This window comes from Streptomyces sp. GL_148 (genome assembly GCF_057834205.1).
On sequence record NZ_JBYQMC010000002.1, the window covers coordinates 35,943 to 51,012 of the forward strand.

At 70.4% G+C, this 15,070-nt stretch carries 12 protein-coding genes; 11 read left to right on the top strand and 1 reads right to left on the bottom strand.

Annotation, left to right across the window (positions count from 1 at the left end):
- Window positions 1-103 precede the first annotated feature (103 nt).
- Window positions 104-3,094 (bottom strand): AfsR/SARP family transcriptional regulator, encoded by a 2,991-nt coding sequence (locus tag AC3IYI_RS39530; RefSeq protein ID WP_489411946.1) that lies wholly within the window; start codon window positions 3,092-3,094, stop codon window positions 104-106.
- Between the two features lie 598 nt (window positions 3,095-3,692).
- On the opposite strand from AC3IYI_RS39530, the gene AC3IYI_RS39535 reads away from it, so the two are divergent.
- From AC3IYI_RS39535 to AC3IYI_RS39585, 11 genes are all read left to right on the top strand, one after another.
- Window positions 3,693-4,433: a hypothetical protein gene (locus AC3IYI_RS39535; RefSeq protein ID WP_489411947.1), complete on the top strand. Its 741-nt coding sequence runs from the start codon at window positions 3,693-3,695 to the stop codon at window positions 4,431-4,433.
- Window positions 4,415-7,009: a type IV secretory system conjugative DNA transfer family protein gene (locus AC3IYI_RS39540; protein ID WP_489411948.1), complete on the top strand. Its 2,595-nt coding sequence runs from the start codon at window positions 4,415-4,417 to the stop codon at window positions 7,007-7,009. Before AC3IYI_RS39535 ends, AC3IYI_RS39540 begins: the two co-directional genes overlap by 19 nt.
- Window positions 7,006-7,914 carry a replication-relaxation family protein gene (locus AC3IYI_RS39545; protein WP_489411949.1) on the top strand — a complete coding sequence of 303 codons (909 nt, stop codon included), beginning with the start codon at window positions 7,006-7,008 and terminating at the stop codon, window positions 7,912-7,914. The genes AC3IYI_RS39540 and AC3IYI_RS39545 overlap by 4 nt, the downstream gene beginning before the upstream one ends.
- Window positions 7,915-8,011: 97 nt before the next feature.
- A complete protein-coding gene (locus AC3IYI_RS39550) occupies window positions 8,012-8,218 on the top strand; it encodes a hypothetical protein (RefSeq protein WP_489411950.1) in 207 nt (68 codons plus the stop codon).
- 377 nt (window positions 8,219-8,595) lie between these two features.
- On the top strand, window positions 8,596-9,183 hold the full coding sequence (locus tag AC3IYI_RS39555) for a hypothetical protein (protein ID WP_489411951.1): 588 nt from the start codon (window positions 8,596-8,598) through the stop codon (window positions 9,181-9,183).
- Between the two features lie 251 nt (window positions 9,184-9,434).
- Window positions 9,435-10,118 carry an ATP/GTP-binding protein gene (locus tag AC3IYI_RS39560; protein ID WP_489411952.1) on the top strand — a complete coding sequence of 228 codons (684 nt, stop codon included), beginning with the start codon at window positions 9,435-9,437 and terminating at the stop codon, window positions 10,116-10,118.
- A gap of 55 nt (window positions 10,119-10,173) precedes the next feature.
- Complete coding sequence (locus AC3IYI_RS39565; RefSeq protein ID WP_489411953.1) at window positions 10,174-10,887, top strand: SAF domain-containing protein; 714 nt, start codon at window positions 10,174-10,176, stop codon at window positions 10,885-10,887.
- Window positions 10,887-11,711 carry a CpaE/TadZ family protein gene (locus AC3IYI_RS39570; RefSeq protein WP_489411954.1) on the top strand — a complete coding sequence of 275 codons (825 nt, stop codon included), beginning with the start codon at window positions 10,887-10,889 and terminating at the stop codon, window positions 11,709-11,711. Before AC3IYI_RS39565 ends, AC3IYI_RS39570 begins: the two co-directional genes overlap by 1 nt.
- Complete coding sequence (locus AC3IYI_RS39575; protein WP_489411955.1) at window positions 11,701-13,251, top strand: TadA family conjugal transfer-associated ATPase; 1,551 nt, start codon at window positions 11,701-11,703, stop codon at window positions 13,249-13,251. Before AC3IYI_RS39570 ends, AC3IYI_RS39575 begins: the two co-directional genes overlap by 11 nt.
- The gene (locus tag AC3IYI_RS39580) at window positions 13,248-14,180 is read left to right on the top strand and encodes a type II secretion system F family protein (protein ID WP_489411956.1); all 933 of its coding nucleotides are present in this window, start codon (window positions 13,248-13,250) and stop codon (window positions 14,178-14,180) included. Before AC3IYI_RS39575 ends, AC3IYI_RS39580 begins: the two co-directional genes overlap by 4 nt.
- Window positions 14,180-15,058, top strand: a complete 879-nt coding sequence (locus AC3IYI_RS39585; protein WP_489412248.1) for a type II secretion system F family protein — start codon at window positions 14,180-14,182, stop codon at window positions 15,056-15,058. Before AC3IYI_RS39580 ends, AC3IYI_RS39585 begins: the two co-directional genes overlap by 1 nt.
- The last annotated feature ends 12 nt before the right edge of the window (window positions 15,059-15,070 follow it).

A 15,070-nucleotide genomic window follows, 5' to 3' on the forward strand; every position in this document is an offset into this window, starting at 1 on the left:
CGGCGCTCTTGGTGCTGGGTGAGAGGCTCGCCGACGTCGCTGTAAATCCACTGCAAGAGCCGCCGAAGCCGTCGGGCCAGGGTTTTCGACAGGTCCCTTCGGCTCAACGGCTGATTTGTCGGGACAGCTCGCCGTGCTCCCGGGCGCCGAAGCCGGCGAAGACGCGCAGTGCGTCGGCGCGCAGCTCGGCCGCCGTTCCGTGATCGCCGGCTGCCTCGTGCACAGCCGCCAGGTCGCGTGCCGCGCGGGCGCAGAAGAGCGGCAGGCCCAGCCCCTCCCATATCTGGATCGCCGCCCGCAGCTCCTTGGCGGCCTCCTCAAGCCGGTTTTCGGCGAGCGACAGCTCACCGAGGGTGCGGAGCATCAGGCCCTCACCGAGCGGATCGTTGTGGTCGCGGCATTCCCGGAGGGCTGCGACCAGCGTGGTCCGGGCACCGTGCGTCTCGCCGAGACGGATCCGCGCCTTGACCAGCGCCTGATCGGCGTACGCGGCCATCAGCCGGTCGCCGATCCCACGGAACATCTCGGCGGCGTCGGTACACAACTCGACCGCCCGCTCGTACTCGCCATCCGCCCGGTGCACCAGACCGGTTGTGCGCAGCACCAACGCCTCACCGCGAACGCTGCCGATCCGCCGGTAGGCCGCGCGTGCCTCGGCGAGCAGCTCATGTGCCGCCGGGTAGGTGCCCTCCTCCAGGTGCACGGACGCGGCCAGGCGGGCCGTGTGCCCGGCACCCGCCTGATCGCCAAGCATCCTGAAACCATGGAGAGCGCGGCTTAGTTGACCGCGGGCGGTGGCGAACCAGCCGCGCTCCCGGCTCACCGAGCCGAGGCCGGCAAACACCACGGCCACGCCCCGGACACCACCGACCGTCTCGAACAGCGGCAGCGCCTGCAAGAAGTACCGCTCGGCGTCGGTATAGCAGTCCTGCTCATAGCGGAGCTGGCCGAGACCGGTCAGCAGCGTGGCCTCTCCGGCGAGGTTGCCTGCCCGGCGGGCGGCGGCCAGCGCTGTGGTGTGCACCCGGTCCCACTGCTCGAATCGGTTGCCGACGGCGAAGCCGGAAGCGGCAAGCGCGGCCGCCAGCGCACAGGCGGCCACGTCCAGACCCATCGCGGCGGCCCGCTCGACCACGGATACCAGCGCCCGCTCCTCCGTGGCGAACCAGGCAATGGGATCGGCCAGCGCCGAGGCAGCCACTTCCGGAGCGACCGGCCAGGCCGTCCCGCTCCCGGTCGGCGGCTGCACCGCGCCAGAGGGCTGCGCGGCCGCTATCTGCGTGACGAGCCACAGCCAGCCTCCCAGCAACCGGGCCAGGGCGTCGGACCGCTCAGCCACAGGCTGTGTCGCCTCGGCCTGCTCGGCGGCGTAGACGCGGAGCAGATCGTGCAGCCGGTACCTGGGCTGCCCGGCGGTGTCGCAGCCGACGTAGTCGAGAAGCTGAGCGTCTATCAGCCGTTCGCAGACCTCCTCGGCCACCGGCTCCGGCACGTCCAGCAGGGGCGCCAGCACCCACCACGTGAAGTCCGGTACACCGAGAAGACCCAGGCGCGCGAAGGCCGTGCGCGCCTCAGCATCAAGGGCGTGGTAGCTCAGACCGAGACTGGCTCTCACCTCCAGGTCACCGGCCCGCAGTTCATCCAGCCGACTGCGTTCGTCGGCCAGCCGAGCCGCCAGTGCGGCGACCCGCCAATGCTTCCGGGTGGCCAGCCGCGCTCCGGCGATGCGCACTGCCAGCGGCAGGTTGCCGCACAGCCGGGCCACCTGGGCGGCAGCACTCGGCTCGGCAGCGACCCGGTCGGCGCCGACGATGCGAGCCAGTAGTTCTACGGCCGAGGCATCGGCCAGGACGTCCAGTTCGATCCGGGCCACGCCGGCGAGCCCCGCCAGACGGTTGCGGCTGGTGATCACCACACCGCAGGCCGGGCTGCCCGGGAGCAGCGGCCGTACCTGTGCCTCGTCGCCGGCGTCGTCCAAGACCAGCAGCACCCGACGGCCGCTCAGCACGCTACGGAACTGTCCGACCCGGTCCTCCAGCCGATCGGGTATCGCACCGTCCGATAAGCCGAGCGCTCGCAGGAACCAGCCGAGCACTTCACCGGGCAGGGCCGGCGGCCCGACGGTGCCGCGCAGGTCGGCGTAGAGCTGGCCGTCCGGGTACGCGGCGGCCACCTGGTGCGCGGCCTGTACCGCCAGCGCCGACTTTCCCACCCCTCCGCTCCCTGACACCAGCTGCATCGAACCTGGTGTGGTCAGCCCCTCGATCAGCGTCCCGAGGGCCTGGTCGCGGCCGGTGAAGTCCGCCACGCGCGGGGGTAGGTGAGCTGGCGACACGGCCGGTGGAGGCACCCTCGCCGGCACGGTCAACTCCGGGGCGGCCCGCACGATCGACTCGTACAGGCGGCGCAGTTCAGGGCCGGGATCGATACCCAGCTCGTTGGAGAGCAACCGGCGCCCCTCGTGGTACGTCGCCAGCGCGTCGGCCTGGCGGCCCACTCGGTACAGTGCGGTAATCAGCTGGCCTCGGAGCCGTTCCCGCAGGGGCGCGTCGGCCACCAGCGCGGGCAGTTCGCCGAGCAGCTCGGCCGTCCGGCCCAGAGCCAGGTCGGCGGTGGCCCGCTCTTCCAGTGCAGCCAGCCGCAGTTCGTCCAGGCGATGAGCGTCCACCCGCAACGCCTCACCGATTCCGCCCAGCGGGGCACCACGCCACAGATTCAGCGCGGAGCGCAGGAGCCTGGCTGCGCGCTCTGGTTCGCCTGCGGCCAGCGCGTCCCTGCCACCCCCGGCGAGTCGCTCGAACAGCTCCAAGTCCAGCCCATCGGCGGGTACATGGATGACGTACCCGGGCGGCCGGGTCTCCAGCACGTCGCTTCCTACCGCACGACGCAGGGATGAAACGTATGTCTGGACCAGTGCCCGCGCGGTCGGCGGCGGGTCTTCGTTCCACACCTGGTCCACCAGCCGGTCCACCGAGACCACTCGGCCGTGCGCCAGGAGAAGGGCGGCAAGCAAGGCGCGCGGCTTCGGCCCTCCCAGCGCCAGCCGCCGCCCCTCGCGCCACACTTCGACCGGCCCGAGCAGCCGGAACTCCATCCACTTCCCCCAAATTGGCGCAGGGTCAGCACGGTCGGTGTCCGCGCCAGGTTGGATCTTACGAGCTGGTGCGGGCACAGGGATACGACTGGCGCGTTGCGGAGTTCGTTCACCGGACGTGTGGCCACACCCAGCGGGCACAGGCGTTCGCCCGAAAACGCCATGTTGCGGTCCACCGACCATATGACAAGCAGCCACCTACGTCGAAGATCCGGCCAGCGGGGAAGGTCCTCGGTCGCCTGCCACCTGGAGTGCGGCGGGACAAGCGTCCCACCCAACTGTCGAGCCGGACAAGATGTCCGATCTGTCTGAGGAATTCGACAGGTCAATGGGACGAATCCGCTGACAAGTCACTGAGACACGGCGGCAAGGGCCCAGGTCGGACGAGCGCGTTCCGACAGATCAAACGGGAACCTACGTCCAGTTGGAGCGGCGACGGACTGTCCGTGCTGCGCCCAGCTCGCCACGTCTTCGCGCCGCTGACCTGCGATGGGGAGGTCGGAGCGGGCGGCTGGGGAGTCACCGCCGCAACTGTTTCCCACCCGTGATGCCACGAGGGTCACCACGGTGAGCAGACCGGTGAGGACGTCGTCGTTTCGTGGGACAGACCCCAACCCCCTTCTTCACGAAAGGCCTCTTCATGGCTGCTCGGGCACCAGCCTCGGCGCACGGCACCCGCACCCGGTGGTCGGGAGGCCAGCTCCTCACAGCCGCTGCCCTCCTCACCGCGGCCGGAACCTTCCTCCTCCACTCCGGACTCAGCGGCAAAGGCACCGCGGTGGTGGCCGGCGGGGGGCAGCGACCCCAACCCGCACCCTCCTCGCAGGCCGAACTCCCCGCGCTGAAGCCGGCTTCCACGTCCGTAGGCCAACCGGCCGAGCCAGCGCGCTCTACCAGCCAACCGCAGGTCCTCAGCCAGCCCACACCCGGCAGGACCGCGTCGGCGTCCGCCACCGGCCACACCGCTCTGCCCTCCTTGCCGTCGGGGCCGGCTGAACTCCCGCCGTCCGGTTCGGGACTGGCCGCCGACCCGCTCATCCAGCGGGCGCTGGACCAGGCCAGCGCGGCGGACCTGTCTTCCGTGGTCGAGCAGCAGGTTCTTGCTCTCGCCCGCTCTGCGTGGCTGGCCGAGACCGCCGGCTACACGCAGGTGCGGATCCAGGCCGCGACCGCACGCCGCGACACCCCGGCCCCAACCGGCGCCGTCCCGGGTGCGGTGCGGGTGGTGGTGCGGCTGGTGTGGGCCGGAGCCGACCCGGCCGGGACTTTCCTCGACGGCCGCACCGCGACCGTCCGCTTCACCCAGAACGGAAATCGATCATGGAAGCGCACCCTGTGAAGGCGGCCGGGCTCCTGCGAACGGTCGCGGACATCTTCACCGCCCTCGGGGCCCTCATCGACTGGGCAGCGGCGAACGCCTGGTGGCTGGTGCTGGCCGCGGCCGCCATCTGGGCCGCTTGGGAGTTCGTGCAAAGGCGTCTCGCTGCCGAGGCCCTGACCCGGCGTCTGCATGTGGAGCTGGTGCCCACCGGCGAGTTCGATCCGAGCGCGGAACAGATCTGGCGCCAGGGGATGCAGCTGATCCGTGCCGCCGGGTCCGGACCTTGGTGGACGCCCCGGCGGGCCCGGGCGCTGCGGCTGCGGCTGCGGGCAGACGGCCTCCGACCCCTCGGCTACCGGATGGAGGCGCCCGCCTCGGCATACGGACTGCTGGCCCAGACCCCCTACGGCGACCGCGTCCAGGTGAAGCCGGCCAACCCGGTCGCCGACAAGCGCCGCGAGCACACGGTGCGCGCGGTGCTGACCCTGCACGGGAAGCCCGGATCTCGCCTGCGGGACGTGCCGCTGGACCCGGATCCGCTGCAGCCGCTGATCGATGCCGTCGGCGACCTGAACGCCGAGCTCGGTGATCTGGCTGAGGTGTGCGTCGACCTCTCCCCCGCTTCCCGCTGGCAGCTGGCCTCCCACCGCTTCCACACCATGCAGCAGGCCCGCAACGAGGCCCGTCGTGAAGCACGGCGTGAGGCCCGCTGGCTCACCCAGGACTCCACCGACAGCGCGTCCGTCGCCTTCGGCCGGCTCCTGGACCCGGCAGAGTGGCGCGGGAAGGGCCGCGGCCAGATGGTGATGTCGCCCCAGCCCCGCCGCCTGGAGCGCGACACCGTTCTGGGCAAGCTCGCCCACAGCCCCGGGCTGGTGCGGGTGCAGATCCTGGTGCGCTGTGCCTCCGACACGGCTGGCCGCGCGGAGGCACGCCTGGTGCGGATCGGCGCGGCCATGGACGTCTACGCGGGCGCCACCAGGCTTGCCTCCCAGGGATGGTCTCTGGGTCCGGTACGGATCGGGCCCGACCGGTGGCCGTGGCGGGACCGCTTCGACGCGCGGTGGGCCAGCGGGTTGATGCAGCCGGCCCGGTCCGGGTGGGCGCACATCGAGGAGCTCGCCGGGCTCCTCAAGCCCCCCACCCGCCAGGCACAGGTGCCGCTGCTGGAGAGCGACATGCCCACCTTCGAGCGGGGCAAGGACCTCCTGCCGCAGGGCTGGCACCGGGGCCCGGACGGCCGGGAGCGGCTGCTGGCCACCCACGAGGACGACACCCTCTTCGAGGTCCAGTCCGGCAAGGCCGGCTGGGGCAAGACGATGCGCGCCCTGGTCCATGCCGTTGCCAGCGCCCACAACGGCCGCGGGCTCGGGTTCGTCGACCCCCACGGCGACTCCCTCGCCGACGCGGCCCGTTACCTCGCTCACGACGAGATCATGGAGCGGATCGCCCTGTTCGACCTCACCGTGAGCCACCCCGACGACCTGCTGGGCAGCTGGAACCTCCTCGATATGACCCGCGGGCAGCCGCCGCACGAGGTGACCGCCGCAGTCGTCGAGGCGTTCGCGACGGCCCTGGGATGGGACGACGCAACGACACCGCGCGCTCTCACCGTCATGACGAAGGCCGTCGAAGCGCTCGTAGCCGTCAACGCAGCCGCCATCGCGGACGGTGCCCCCGAGCAGCAGGCGACCGTGTTCCAGATCCGGCCGCTGCTGACCGACCCCTCCTTCAGGAGTCTGGCCGTGGCCGTGCTGGACGAGGAGAGCCGCAAGTGGTGGACCAGCATCTTCCCCGACCTCCCCAAGGAAGCACTGCCCACCGTCCTCAACCCCCTGGAGCGCCTGGGCGCGAACCCCGTCATCCGCGCCTTCTTCGGCTGCCCCGTCAGCGGCTACGACATCCGCCGCGCCATGGACGAGGGCCAAGTGCTGTGGATCTGCCCGCCGGGCACCGGGCCCACCGACCGGCTACTGATCTCACTGATCGTCCGGGACTTCCTACGCGCCGGCCTGTCCCGCCGCGACCTCCCCGAGAAGAAGCGCCGCCCCTTCCGCCTCTACCTCGACGAACTGATCTCACTCGACCAGGGCTCCGACACCGTCCTCGCCGAAATCACCGAGCAACTGCGCAAATTCGGCGCCCGCCTGCACGGCATGACCCAGCTCATGACCCGCCTCTCCCCCACCACCCGCGCCGCCCTGCTGCAGAACGCCTCCTGCCTGTCCACGACGGCCGGCTCCATCGAGGCCATCACCCAGATCACCAACCAGTGGCCCGGCGCCACCATCACCCCCCGCGACGTCGCCGGCCTCCACCGGTGGTGGCACTACGCCTCGTTCACCGTTGACGGCGAGCGCATCGGACCCCTGCGCATCCGCGGCCCCGAGCTCGAAGAAGTCTTCGGCGACCTCGCCCGCCGCAAGGAAACCGCCGCGCTCTACCGGGCCGCGCACCGAAACGCCGGCGCCCGCCCCTTGTCGGTGCTCACCGAGGAGGCACTCGCCCAGGAGGCGAAGGTCCGCGCATTCCTCACCCAGAAGCGCACTACGCCCGCCACCTCGGCCGACGACGCAAAGGACCAGTACCGATGAGCCTCACCCCCACGCTCCAGCCCCCCACCGGCGACACCCACGCACGACGGGCCCTGGCCCTGATCTCGCAGTACCGGCTGCTCACGAGCACCCAGCTCCACCAGATGCTCACGCCCCACACGCCGCCACGGAAGATCCACAAGGTGCTCGTGCCGCTGCGCGAGGACGGTCTGATCACGCACACCACTCTGGGCGGGAAGCACGGGATGCACGCCTACTTCCTCACTCCGGCCGGCGCCCAGACGGTCACCGACTGGCCCGAGCTCCGAGGCCGTACCCCCACCACCATCCAGAGCCCCATCGCGGCCTCCCTGCGCGCCGCCCACACCCTCACCGGTGTCCGCGCCCACCTCGCCTTCCTCGCCGACGCCCGAGCCCACGGTGACGAGTACGAGCCCCTGGACTGGGTGCCCGAGGTCACCCACCGCCTTCCCGACACCGTCGGGGAAGACCGGCTCATCGCGGACGCCGTCCTCCACTACACCGTCGCCAGCCCGCGCCGCCTGCAGTACCGGGCCTTCGTGGAAATCGACCGCACGACCATGAGCAGCGAGCGCCTGGCCCGAAAACTCATCACCTACGCCCGCTTCCACAGCTACACCCCCCAGCCCCCAGGCCGGCGCGGAAACATCGCCGACCAGGGAGCCGTGCTCGCCTGGCAGCGCTTCTACCCCCGCTTCCCCCGCATCCTGTTCATCCTCACCGGCGCAGCCCGCCCCACCCTCACCAGGCGCATCGAGGACCTGAGGCAGATGACCGCAGACCATGAACTCGTCACCCGCCTCGCCACCCACGTCCCACTCGGCGCCGCCGTCCTCGAAGACCTCGAAGCCCACGGACCGCACGGCAAGGTCTGGACGCCCCTCTCCGGCACTGCTGAACCCCGCGGCTGGACCCAGCTCTAACCCCCGTTCGGCGGGCGATCACGGGCACCCGCCGCATGCCGCCCACTACGCCGCAGTCGACCTTTGTCCGGCACAACCCCTTTCCTGGAGCCGCCAGATGACCTCACAGCCCCTGCCGCGCCCTGGCCTGTCCTCCGAGGAAGGACCGGACTACCGGCAAGCGCAGAACGACCAGGACGAACTGATGGACCAAGTCGCCGACCGGGAAGCCCAGATCGAGAACTGGCTGATCGACTCCTACGGCGAGTACTCCATCGCCTGGACGCACCCGGAGATCCCCGGTTCGGGCGTAGCCGGGACCTGATCGTGACCGGCGGAGCAGCCAGTAGTGAGAAGATCAGCGATCAGCTCCAGAAAGAGTTGCCAACAGCAAAGAATGAGCCAGGGTGGCTGATTTCAACCACAGTCCGCCGAAATCCCTCCACCCGCCGAACCATCCCGCCAGATGAGACAGGAACGCTGCCATCCGTTGAGCAATTGGCATATGCGTGAAGGCATTTCAGGGCAAACCAGGCTGTTCGTTTACCCCCGCCCCAGAACGCCATAGGACCCACGGCGTTGACGTCGTATGGTGCGCTGTACAACGCACTGTGACGGCAGCAACACGTTGCACCAGCGATGACGCGGCGGGCGGGAGGCCAAGACCACCCGCCCCACGAGGTGACCACCGGGGAGATCTCCGTGACAACGGCACGACAGCACCACACCCGCACCGCCCGCCACCGACTGCTCGCAGTCGCCGTCGTTGCCGTGACCGCCACGGCCCTCACCACCGGGTGTTCCAAAGACGAGAAGGCCACCGCGCCCCCGCCCCCGAGTCTCTCCGCGTCTCCCAGCCCCTCCGTGGATCCGCAAGCCTCAGAGAAGACCGCGATCCTCGCTCTCTACGAGGCGTTCTGGGACGCGCAGGTGAAGGTGTACGCCACCGGAACCATGAAGGACACCGGTATCGAGAAGGTCGCGACGGACAAGGCCTACAACGCCGTGCAGGAGACCCGCATCTACTACGTGGACAAGGGATCCGTGATGAAGGGCAAGCCTGCCTTGTCCCCGAAGGTCAGCGCTCTGGCCATGTCGCAGAAGCCTCCGGCGGGCACCATCACCGATTGCATCGACACGACTGGGTATGTGCAGGTGAACAAGGCCTCAGGCGAGCCGGTGAAGACCCTCGACACCAAGCGACGCCACGTCGCGACCTACACCGTCCTCAAAATCGGCGGAGCGTGGCAGGTACGCAACTTCGAGATCGACCGGGATTCCACGTGCTGACCATCCCCCGCGTCTTGGCCGTGTCGGTCGCCGTGCTCTCGCTGTTCGCCTCTACTGCTTCAGCGGCGGAGGGACCCAAGCCGCCGAAGCCGGGGACGAAGTGCCCAAAGGGCGTCTTGGACTGCGACATCTCCTCAGGAGGAGAGAAGCCGCCTGAGACCGGACGCCCTCCTGAAGGTGGCGCCGGAGGGGGAGGCGGGGGGAGTTCCGCCAAGTGTGTAGCCCGTGACGGTTCAGGCGGGACCTTCGAAGTGCCATGCCACAGCGAGTCTGGCTGGTTCGACCAGTCCAGCGCCTGCTACTGGCTGCTGCTTGAGCCGCAGCCGCCCGCCGATGATCCGGTCTGGAGCGGACACACACCGGGGGACGGGGCCATCTACAACGGCCAGTGCCCGGGACAGCCGCTGAACGGCGGATACAGGTGGTGGCAGAACCCGCCGCCCGGGTATGGCGGTGGTCCCAACCTCGAAGCCCTGGCCGAGGAGGCGGTCACCAAGATGCGGCTGCTCGGCGCGAACATCGGCATGGCGCCCAAGCAAGGCGGCACGGGCACGGTTGGCGTGCCCGTCTGGGTGTGGAACGGCCCCGGGCCGCAGACGACCGGGCCGACGTCGGCGAGCGCGACCGCGCTGGGGGTGACGGTGACGGCCACGGCGACCGTGCAGAACGTGGTGTGGAACTTCGGTAACGGCACCACGGTGTCCTGCCCGTTCCCCGGTACCCCCTACAGTCCGGCGTTCGGTCTGACACCGCCGAACAAGGCCAGCGGTCAGTGCGGCATCGCGGGGTACTCCCGGGTCGGTGAGTACACAGTGACCGCGACGACGACGTGGGCGGTGCACTGGGTCGGCGGCGGTCAGCAGGGCGACCTGACGACCACCCGCACCTCTCAGGCACCGGTCCGTATCGGAGAGCTCCAAGTCGTCGGCCAGTAGCAGCGCTCCCAACGGCCATCGGTTCGTCCTTCCCCTTCTTCTGGAGGCACAGCACGTGAGCACCACCACCTCGCCCGCGCCGGGTCGCTCCGTTCCCGGCCCGAGCGGTCCGGGAGCACAACCGGCGGCCGCGCCGCGCCTGGTGCGCCAGCGTCGGCGCCGGCCCGGGCTGATCGCGCTGTCCGTCGCGCTGATCGCCGCCGGCGGCCTTTCGGGGGCTTTGCTGTTCACCGCGTCCGGGCAGCGCACCGCGGTGCTGGTGGTGGTTCGGGATGTACCGGTGGGTGCGGCGCTCACCGACGCCGACCTCGCGCCCGCATCTCTCGCGCTGGATCCAGCCGTCAAGGCGGTTCCCTTCGAGAAGAAGGCGGGCGTCGTCGGGCAGCGGGCCGCGGTCGGCCTGAAGGCGGGGGCGTTGCTGTCGCCTGGCCAGGTCACATCAGTGTCCTTGATCAAGGCGGGCGAGCAGTTGGTGGGTGTGGCACTGAAGCCGTCACAGCTTCCGGCGAGCCGGCTGGCGCCGGGGCAGAGGGTCCTGATCGTGTCGACGCCGGACCCCAACCAGGGTGCAGCAGCCGGCGGCAAGGCGGTCGAGCCCGCCGCACCGAAGACGGTGGAGGCGACGGTGGTCGCGGTGGGGCTGCCTGCACCGGCCACCGGGATCGTGGTGGTGGATGTCGCGGTACCCGTCGTGCAGGGCCCCTCGTTGGCCGCGCGGGTTGCCACCGGTGCCGTGGCTCTGATTCTGGCCCCGCAGGAGGGCAGCTGATGGCGGTCATCGCGCTGGTCGGCGGACTGGGTGCTCCAGGGGTGACGACGACGGCGATGGCGCTACTGATGGCATGGCCGCTCCCGGAAGGGCACCGGCTGGTACTGGCCGAGGCCGATCCGGATGGCGGGGCCGTTCTGTCCGGCGCCCTCCAGGGCACCCTGGGCAATACGCACGGGCTGCGGAATCTGGGGCTGGCCGCACGCCAGGGGCAGCTGGCAGAGGCGTTCTGGCGTCAGCTCGTGGACGTGACCGATGCCGGTACCCGGGACCGTCTGGTCCTGCCTGGTCTCTACGATCCGGCGCATGCCTCTGCGATGGAGCCGGTGTGGAAGCCGCTGGCCGGGCTGTTCACGGGGATCGAGGCGCATCAGCATGACGTGATCGTGGATCTGGGGCGCCGGGGAACGGTGGGGGCATCGGCGGTGCTCGCGCGGCAGGCGGACGTCGTGGCCGTCGTAGCACGCAACACCCTGCGGAGCCTTGCCCAGGCCGAGGTCCGCCTGACCGCGCTGCGTGAACAGCTCGGCGCCGGCGCCGACATCGGGCTGCTGCTCCTGGACGAAGGGCCGTTCTCCAAGGAGGAGGTCCGCAAGAAGCTCGCAGTGCCGGTGACAGCGGTTCTGCCGTGGCGGCCCAAGGAAGCCGCCGTACTGTCCGACGGAGCGGAACAGCCCCGCAGGTTCGAGGCCGCCCCCCTGATGCGCTCCGCGCGGTCGGCCGCGGTGCGCCTGCAGGAGATGGTGGCGATCCGCCGCTCCCGCCTGGCGCCCCCTCCCCCACCGACTGGCGCTGAAACTCGGGTGGTGAACGGTGCGCGCTAACCCGCTCCACAACGACCCCCAGGTCGCACCCGGTTCGCTGCATGCCCGTCTGGCCAGCCCCCGCGCTGTACCGGTGCGGCCCGCGCCGACCGGGCCGGGACCTGTCGATCCCCGAAGCGTCCCGTCCAGCCCTGCCCCGGCCTCTGCCGTGACACCTGGAACGGGGGCGGCGGTGGACTATGCGGCTGTGCGCCTGATCAAGAAGGAGGTCGGGGAGCGGCTCAGCGACCTGCTGCGCACGCGCCCGGGCATGAGCTTGGCGGCGCAGGAGCAGCAGGGCCGCCATCTGATCAACACGCAGGTGGCGGTGTGGTCGGACGCCGAGGCGATCAAGCGGGGGATCGCCACGGGCCCTGGTGAGGACGTGGCGATCGCGCAGGCCGTGTTCGATCTGCAGTTCCGAGCCGGTCGGCTCCAGCAGCACCTGGACAACACCTTGGTGGAGAACATCTTCATCAACGGGTACGAGCAGGTGTGGCTGGACTTCACCGACGGCCGCCGGGTGCGGGTAGCGCCGGTGGCCGACTCCAATGAGGAGCTGCGCGAGCTCCTGCACGACCTGGCGCGGCGGACCACCGGCCAGAATGAGCGGAGCCTGTCGACCGCTGACCCCTTCCTGGCGCTGCGGCTGGTGGATGGCTCCCGGCTGCAGGCGGTCACGAATGTCACGCCGGGGACCTACGTGACGATCCGTCGGCACAGCATGCGCCACGCCAACCTGCCCGACCTCGTGGGCCGAGGGATGCTCGACAGCACCCTGGAGCAGTTCCTGCGCGCCTGTGTCCGCGCGGAAAAGAACGTCATGATCGTGGGCGGTCAGGCCGCCGGGAAGACGACCCTGCTGCGCGCGCTGCTGAAAGAGATCGACCCGGACGAGCGGTTCGCGACGTTGGAGACCGAGTACGAGCTCTTCGCACACGAGAACGGGCATCACCGCCAGGTCGTGCCGATGGAGGCGCGCGAGTCCAACGGTGAGATCGTCGCCGGTCAGGCGGCTGGCGAGATCACCCTGATGGACCTGATGTACCGGGCGCTGCGCATGACCCTGACGCGGATCGTCGTAGGTGAAGTCCGCGGCCCGGAGATCGTGGCGATGCTGCAGGCAATGACGAACGGTGCGGGCGGCAACCTGTGCACCCTGCACGCCATCCACCCGTCCGTGGTCTTCGACCGGATCGCCGAGCTCTACCTGTTGGCGCAGGCCAACATGTCCGAGGGCCTCGCGTACCGGCAGGCGGCGAACGGCCTGCACTTCATCGCGTTCGTGTCCTCGATCGACGAGACGAAGATCGGCGGGCACCGCCACCGGTTCATCTCCCACGTCCTGGAAGTCACCGGCATCGGAGAAGGCGGACGGCCCGAGACCAACGCCATCTTCGGACCGCGCCCGGAGTGGGGTGAACACAGGGCGGTACCGCTCATGCAGCCCCGCTGCATCACCGACCTGCGGCGCGTCGGCTTCGACGGATCCCTCCTCATGGACCCGGCCGGGGCATGGCCGGCCGCGCTGCCCCTGCTGGTCAAGGAGGGCGAGCTGTGACCATCCTGCTGATGTGGGTCCTGGCCGGCCTCGCCCTCGCGGGCGGCCTGGTCGGCCTTGCCTACGGGATCGTGGGCACCACCACCCCGAAGGGACCATCTCTGGCCGCGCGGCTGCGTGCCGGGCGCTCAGCCGCCAGCCGCGATGCCCGGATGGCCCGGCGTACGCGGCTGGCTACCGGCGCCGTTGTCGGCGTGCTGCTGTGGCTGGTGACCGGAGTGTTCATCGCGGGAGTGCTGGTGTTCCTCGCGGTCGTCGGCGTGCCCTGGCTGCTCTCGCCCACGAAGTCGGCGACGGTACGGATCGGGAAGCTCGAGGCGCTCGGTGACTGGACGCAGCGCCTGGCCAGCACACTGCGCCTGGGTCGCGGCTTGGACGAGGCCCTGCAGATCTCGCGTAAGGGCTGCCCCGAAGACATCGCTTCCGAGGTCGGCGACCTGGTCGACCGGCTCCAGGTCGGCTGGCGGCCCACCGACGCGCTGCGCCAGTTCGGCGACGCTCTGAACGATGTGACCGCTGACAAGGTCGTCGCCGCGCTGGTTCTCTCAGCCGCCGACTGCGGCCCCGGCCTGGCCCAAGCACTGGACGATCTCGCGGAGTCGGTTCACGAGGAGGTCGCCCGCCGCCGGTTGATCGAGGCGGACCGGGCCAAGCCGCGGACCACGATGCGGTGGATGACGATCATTACCCTCGGCGTCGTGGGAGCCGGGTTCCTCATCCCCTCCTACACCGCCCCCTACGGCGCCCTTCTCGGACAGCTCGTCCTCGCTGTCCTTTCGGCCGGCTTCATCGGAGTCCTCGCCCTGATGCGGCAGATCGCCGACACGAAGCCGGTACCGAGGTTCCTGATCGCCGACCCGCGCAGTGCGGTCACCCCTACGCCAGTGGAGATCGCGGCCGGTCACGAGACTGTGGAGGTGACGGCGTGATGCCTCTCGCCGCGATCCTGTCCGGAGCGGCCATCGGCGCCGGTACGGCTCTGCTGGTCCGCGAAGTCCTGCGCCCGGCACCCGCGCTCGGCCCTGCCCTGGACCGTCTCAACCGGCCTGCGCCCGCACGCGTCGACATCGAGAGCACGGACCGGGACGAGCAGTGGGGGCAGTGGCTCCTCGAGCGCCTCGCCGACGTACCCGGCGTGCGGATCCCGTACAAGGATCTCGCTCTGACTGGCACCACCCCGGCCCGGTTCGTCTTGATGAAGGTGGCGCTCGCGGGGGCCGGTCTGCTGCTGCCGCCGCTGTCCACAGTGCCGCTCCTGCTACTGGGCCTGCCCTTGTATCTGCCGGCGATCGTGGGGATTTTGGCTGCGCTGGTGCTGTGGTTCGCCCCCGACCTGGCCTTGCGTGACAAGGCCAAGCGGGCCCGCGCCGAGTTCGCGCACGCGATGGCGGCCTACCTCGACCTCGTAGCGCTGCGCCGGGCCGGAAATGTGTCCGCCGAGCAGGCCATGGAGCAGGCCGCACAGGTCGGTCAGGGGTGGGCGTTCCAGCGGATCCGGGGGGCGCTGGCCCGCTCGCACGTCGACAAGGTGGCGCACTGGGAGTCGCTGGCCCGGCTGACTGCCGAGCTCGACCTGCCCGTCCTTGACGACCTGGCCGCGATCATGCGGCAGTCCTCCGACGACGGCGCCTCCGTCTACTCCACCCTCCGCTCCCGCGCGAAGAACCTGCGCACCGAGCTGTTGTCCGCTCAGGCGGCCGACGCGAACGCCGACAGCGAGAAGATGACCGCCCCCGGCGCGCTCCTCGCTGTCCTGGTGATGCTCCTGATCGCCTTCCCCGCCATCATCCGCATGCTCAACACCTAACCCTCAGCTAGG

What these genes read in the sequence shown, in the direction of transcription:
- AC3IYI_RS39530 (WP_489411946.1), bottom strand. Translation starts at nt 3,094, where the DNA reads ATGGAGTTCCGGCTGCTCGGGCCGGTCGAAGTGTGGCGCGAGGGGCGG.
- AC3IYI_RS39540 (WP_489411948.1), top strand. Translation starts at nt 4,415, where the DNA reads ATGGAAGCGCACCCTGTGAAGGCGGCCGGGCTCCTGCGAACGGTCGCG.
- AC3IYI_RS39545 (WP_489411949.1), top strand. Translation starts at nt 7,006, where the DNA reads ATGAGCCTCACCCCCACGCTCCAGCCCCCCACCGGCGACACCCACGCA.
- AC3IYI_RS39550 (WP_489411950.1), top strand. Translation starts at nt 8,012, where the DNA reads ATGACCTCACAGCCCCTGCCGCGCCCTGGCCTGTCCTCCGAGGAAGGA.
- AC3IYI_RS39570 (WP_489411954.1), top strand. Translation starts at nt 10,887, where the DNA reads ATGGCGGTCATCGCGCTGGTCGGCGGACTGGGTGCTCCAGGGGTGACG.
- AC3IYI_RS39585 (WP_489412248.1), top strand. Translation starts at nt 14,180, where the DNA reads ATGCCTCTCGCCGCGATCCTGTCCGGAGCGGCCATCGGCGCCGGTACG.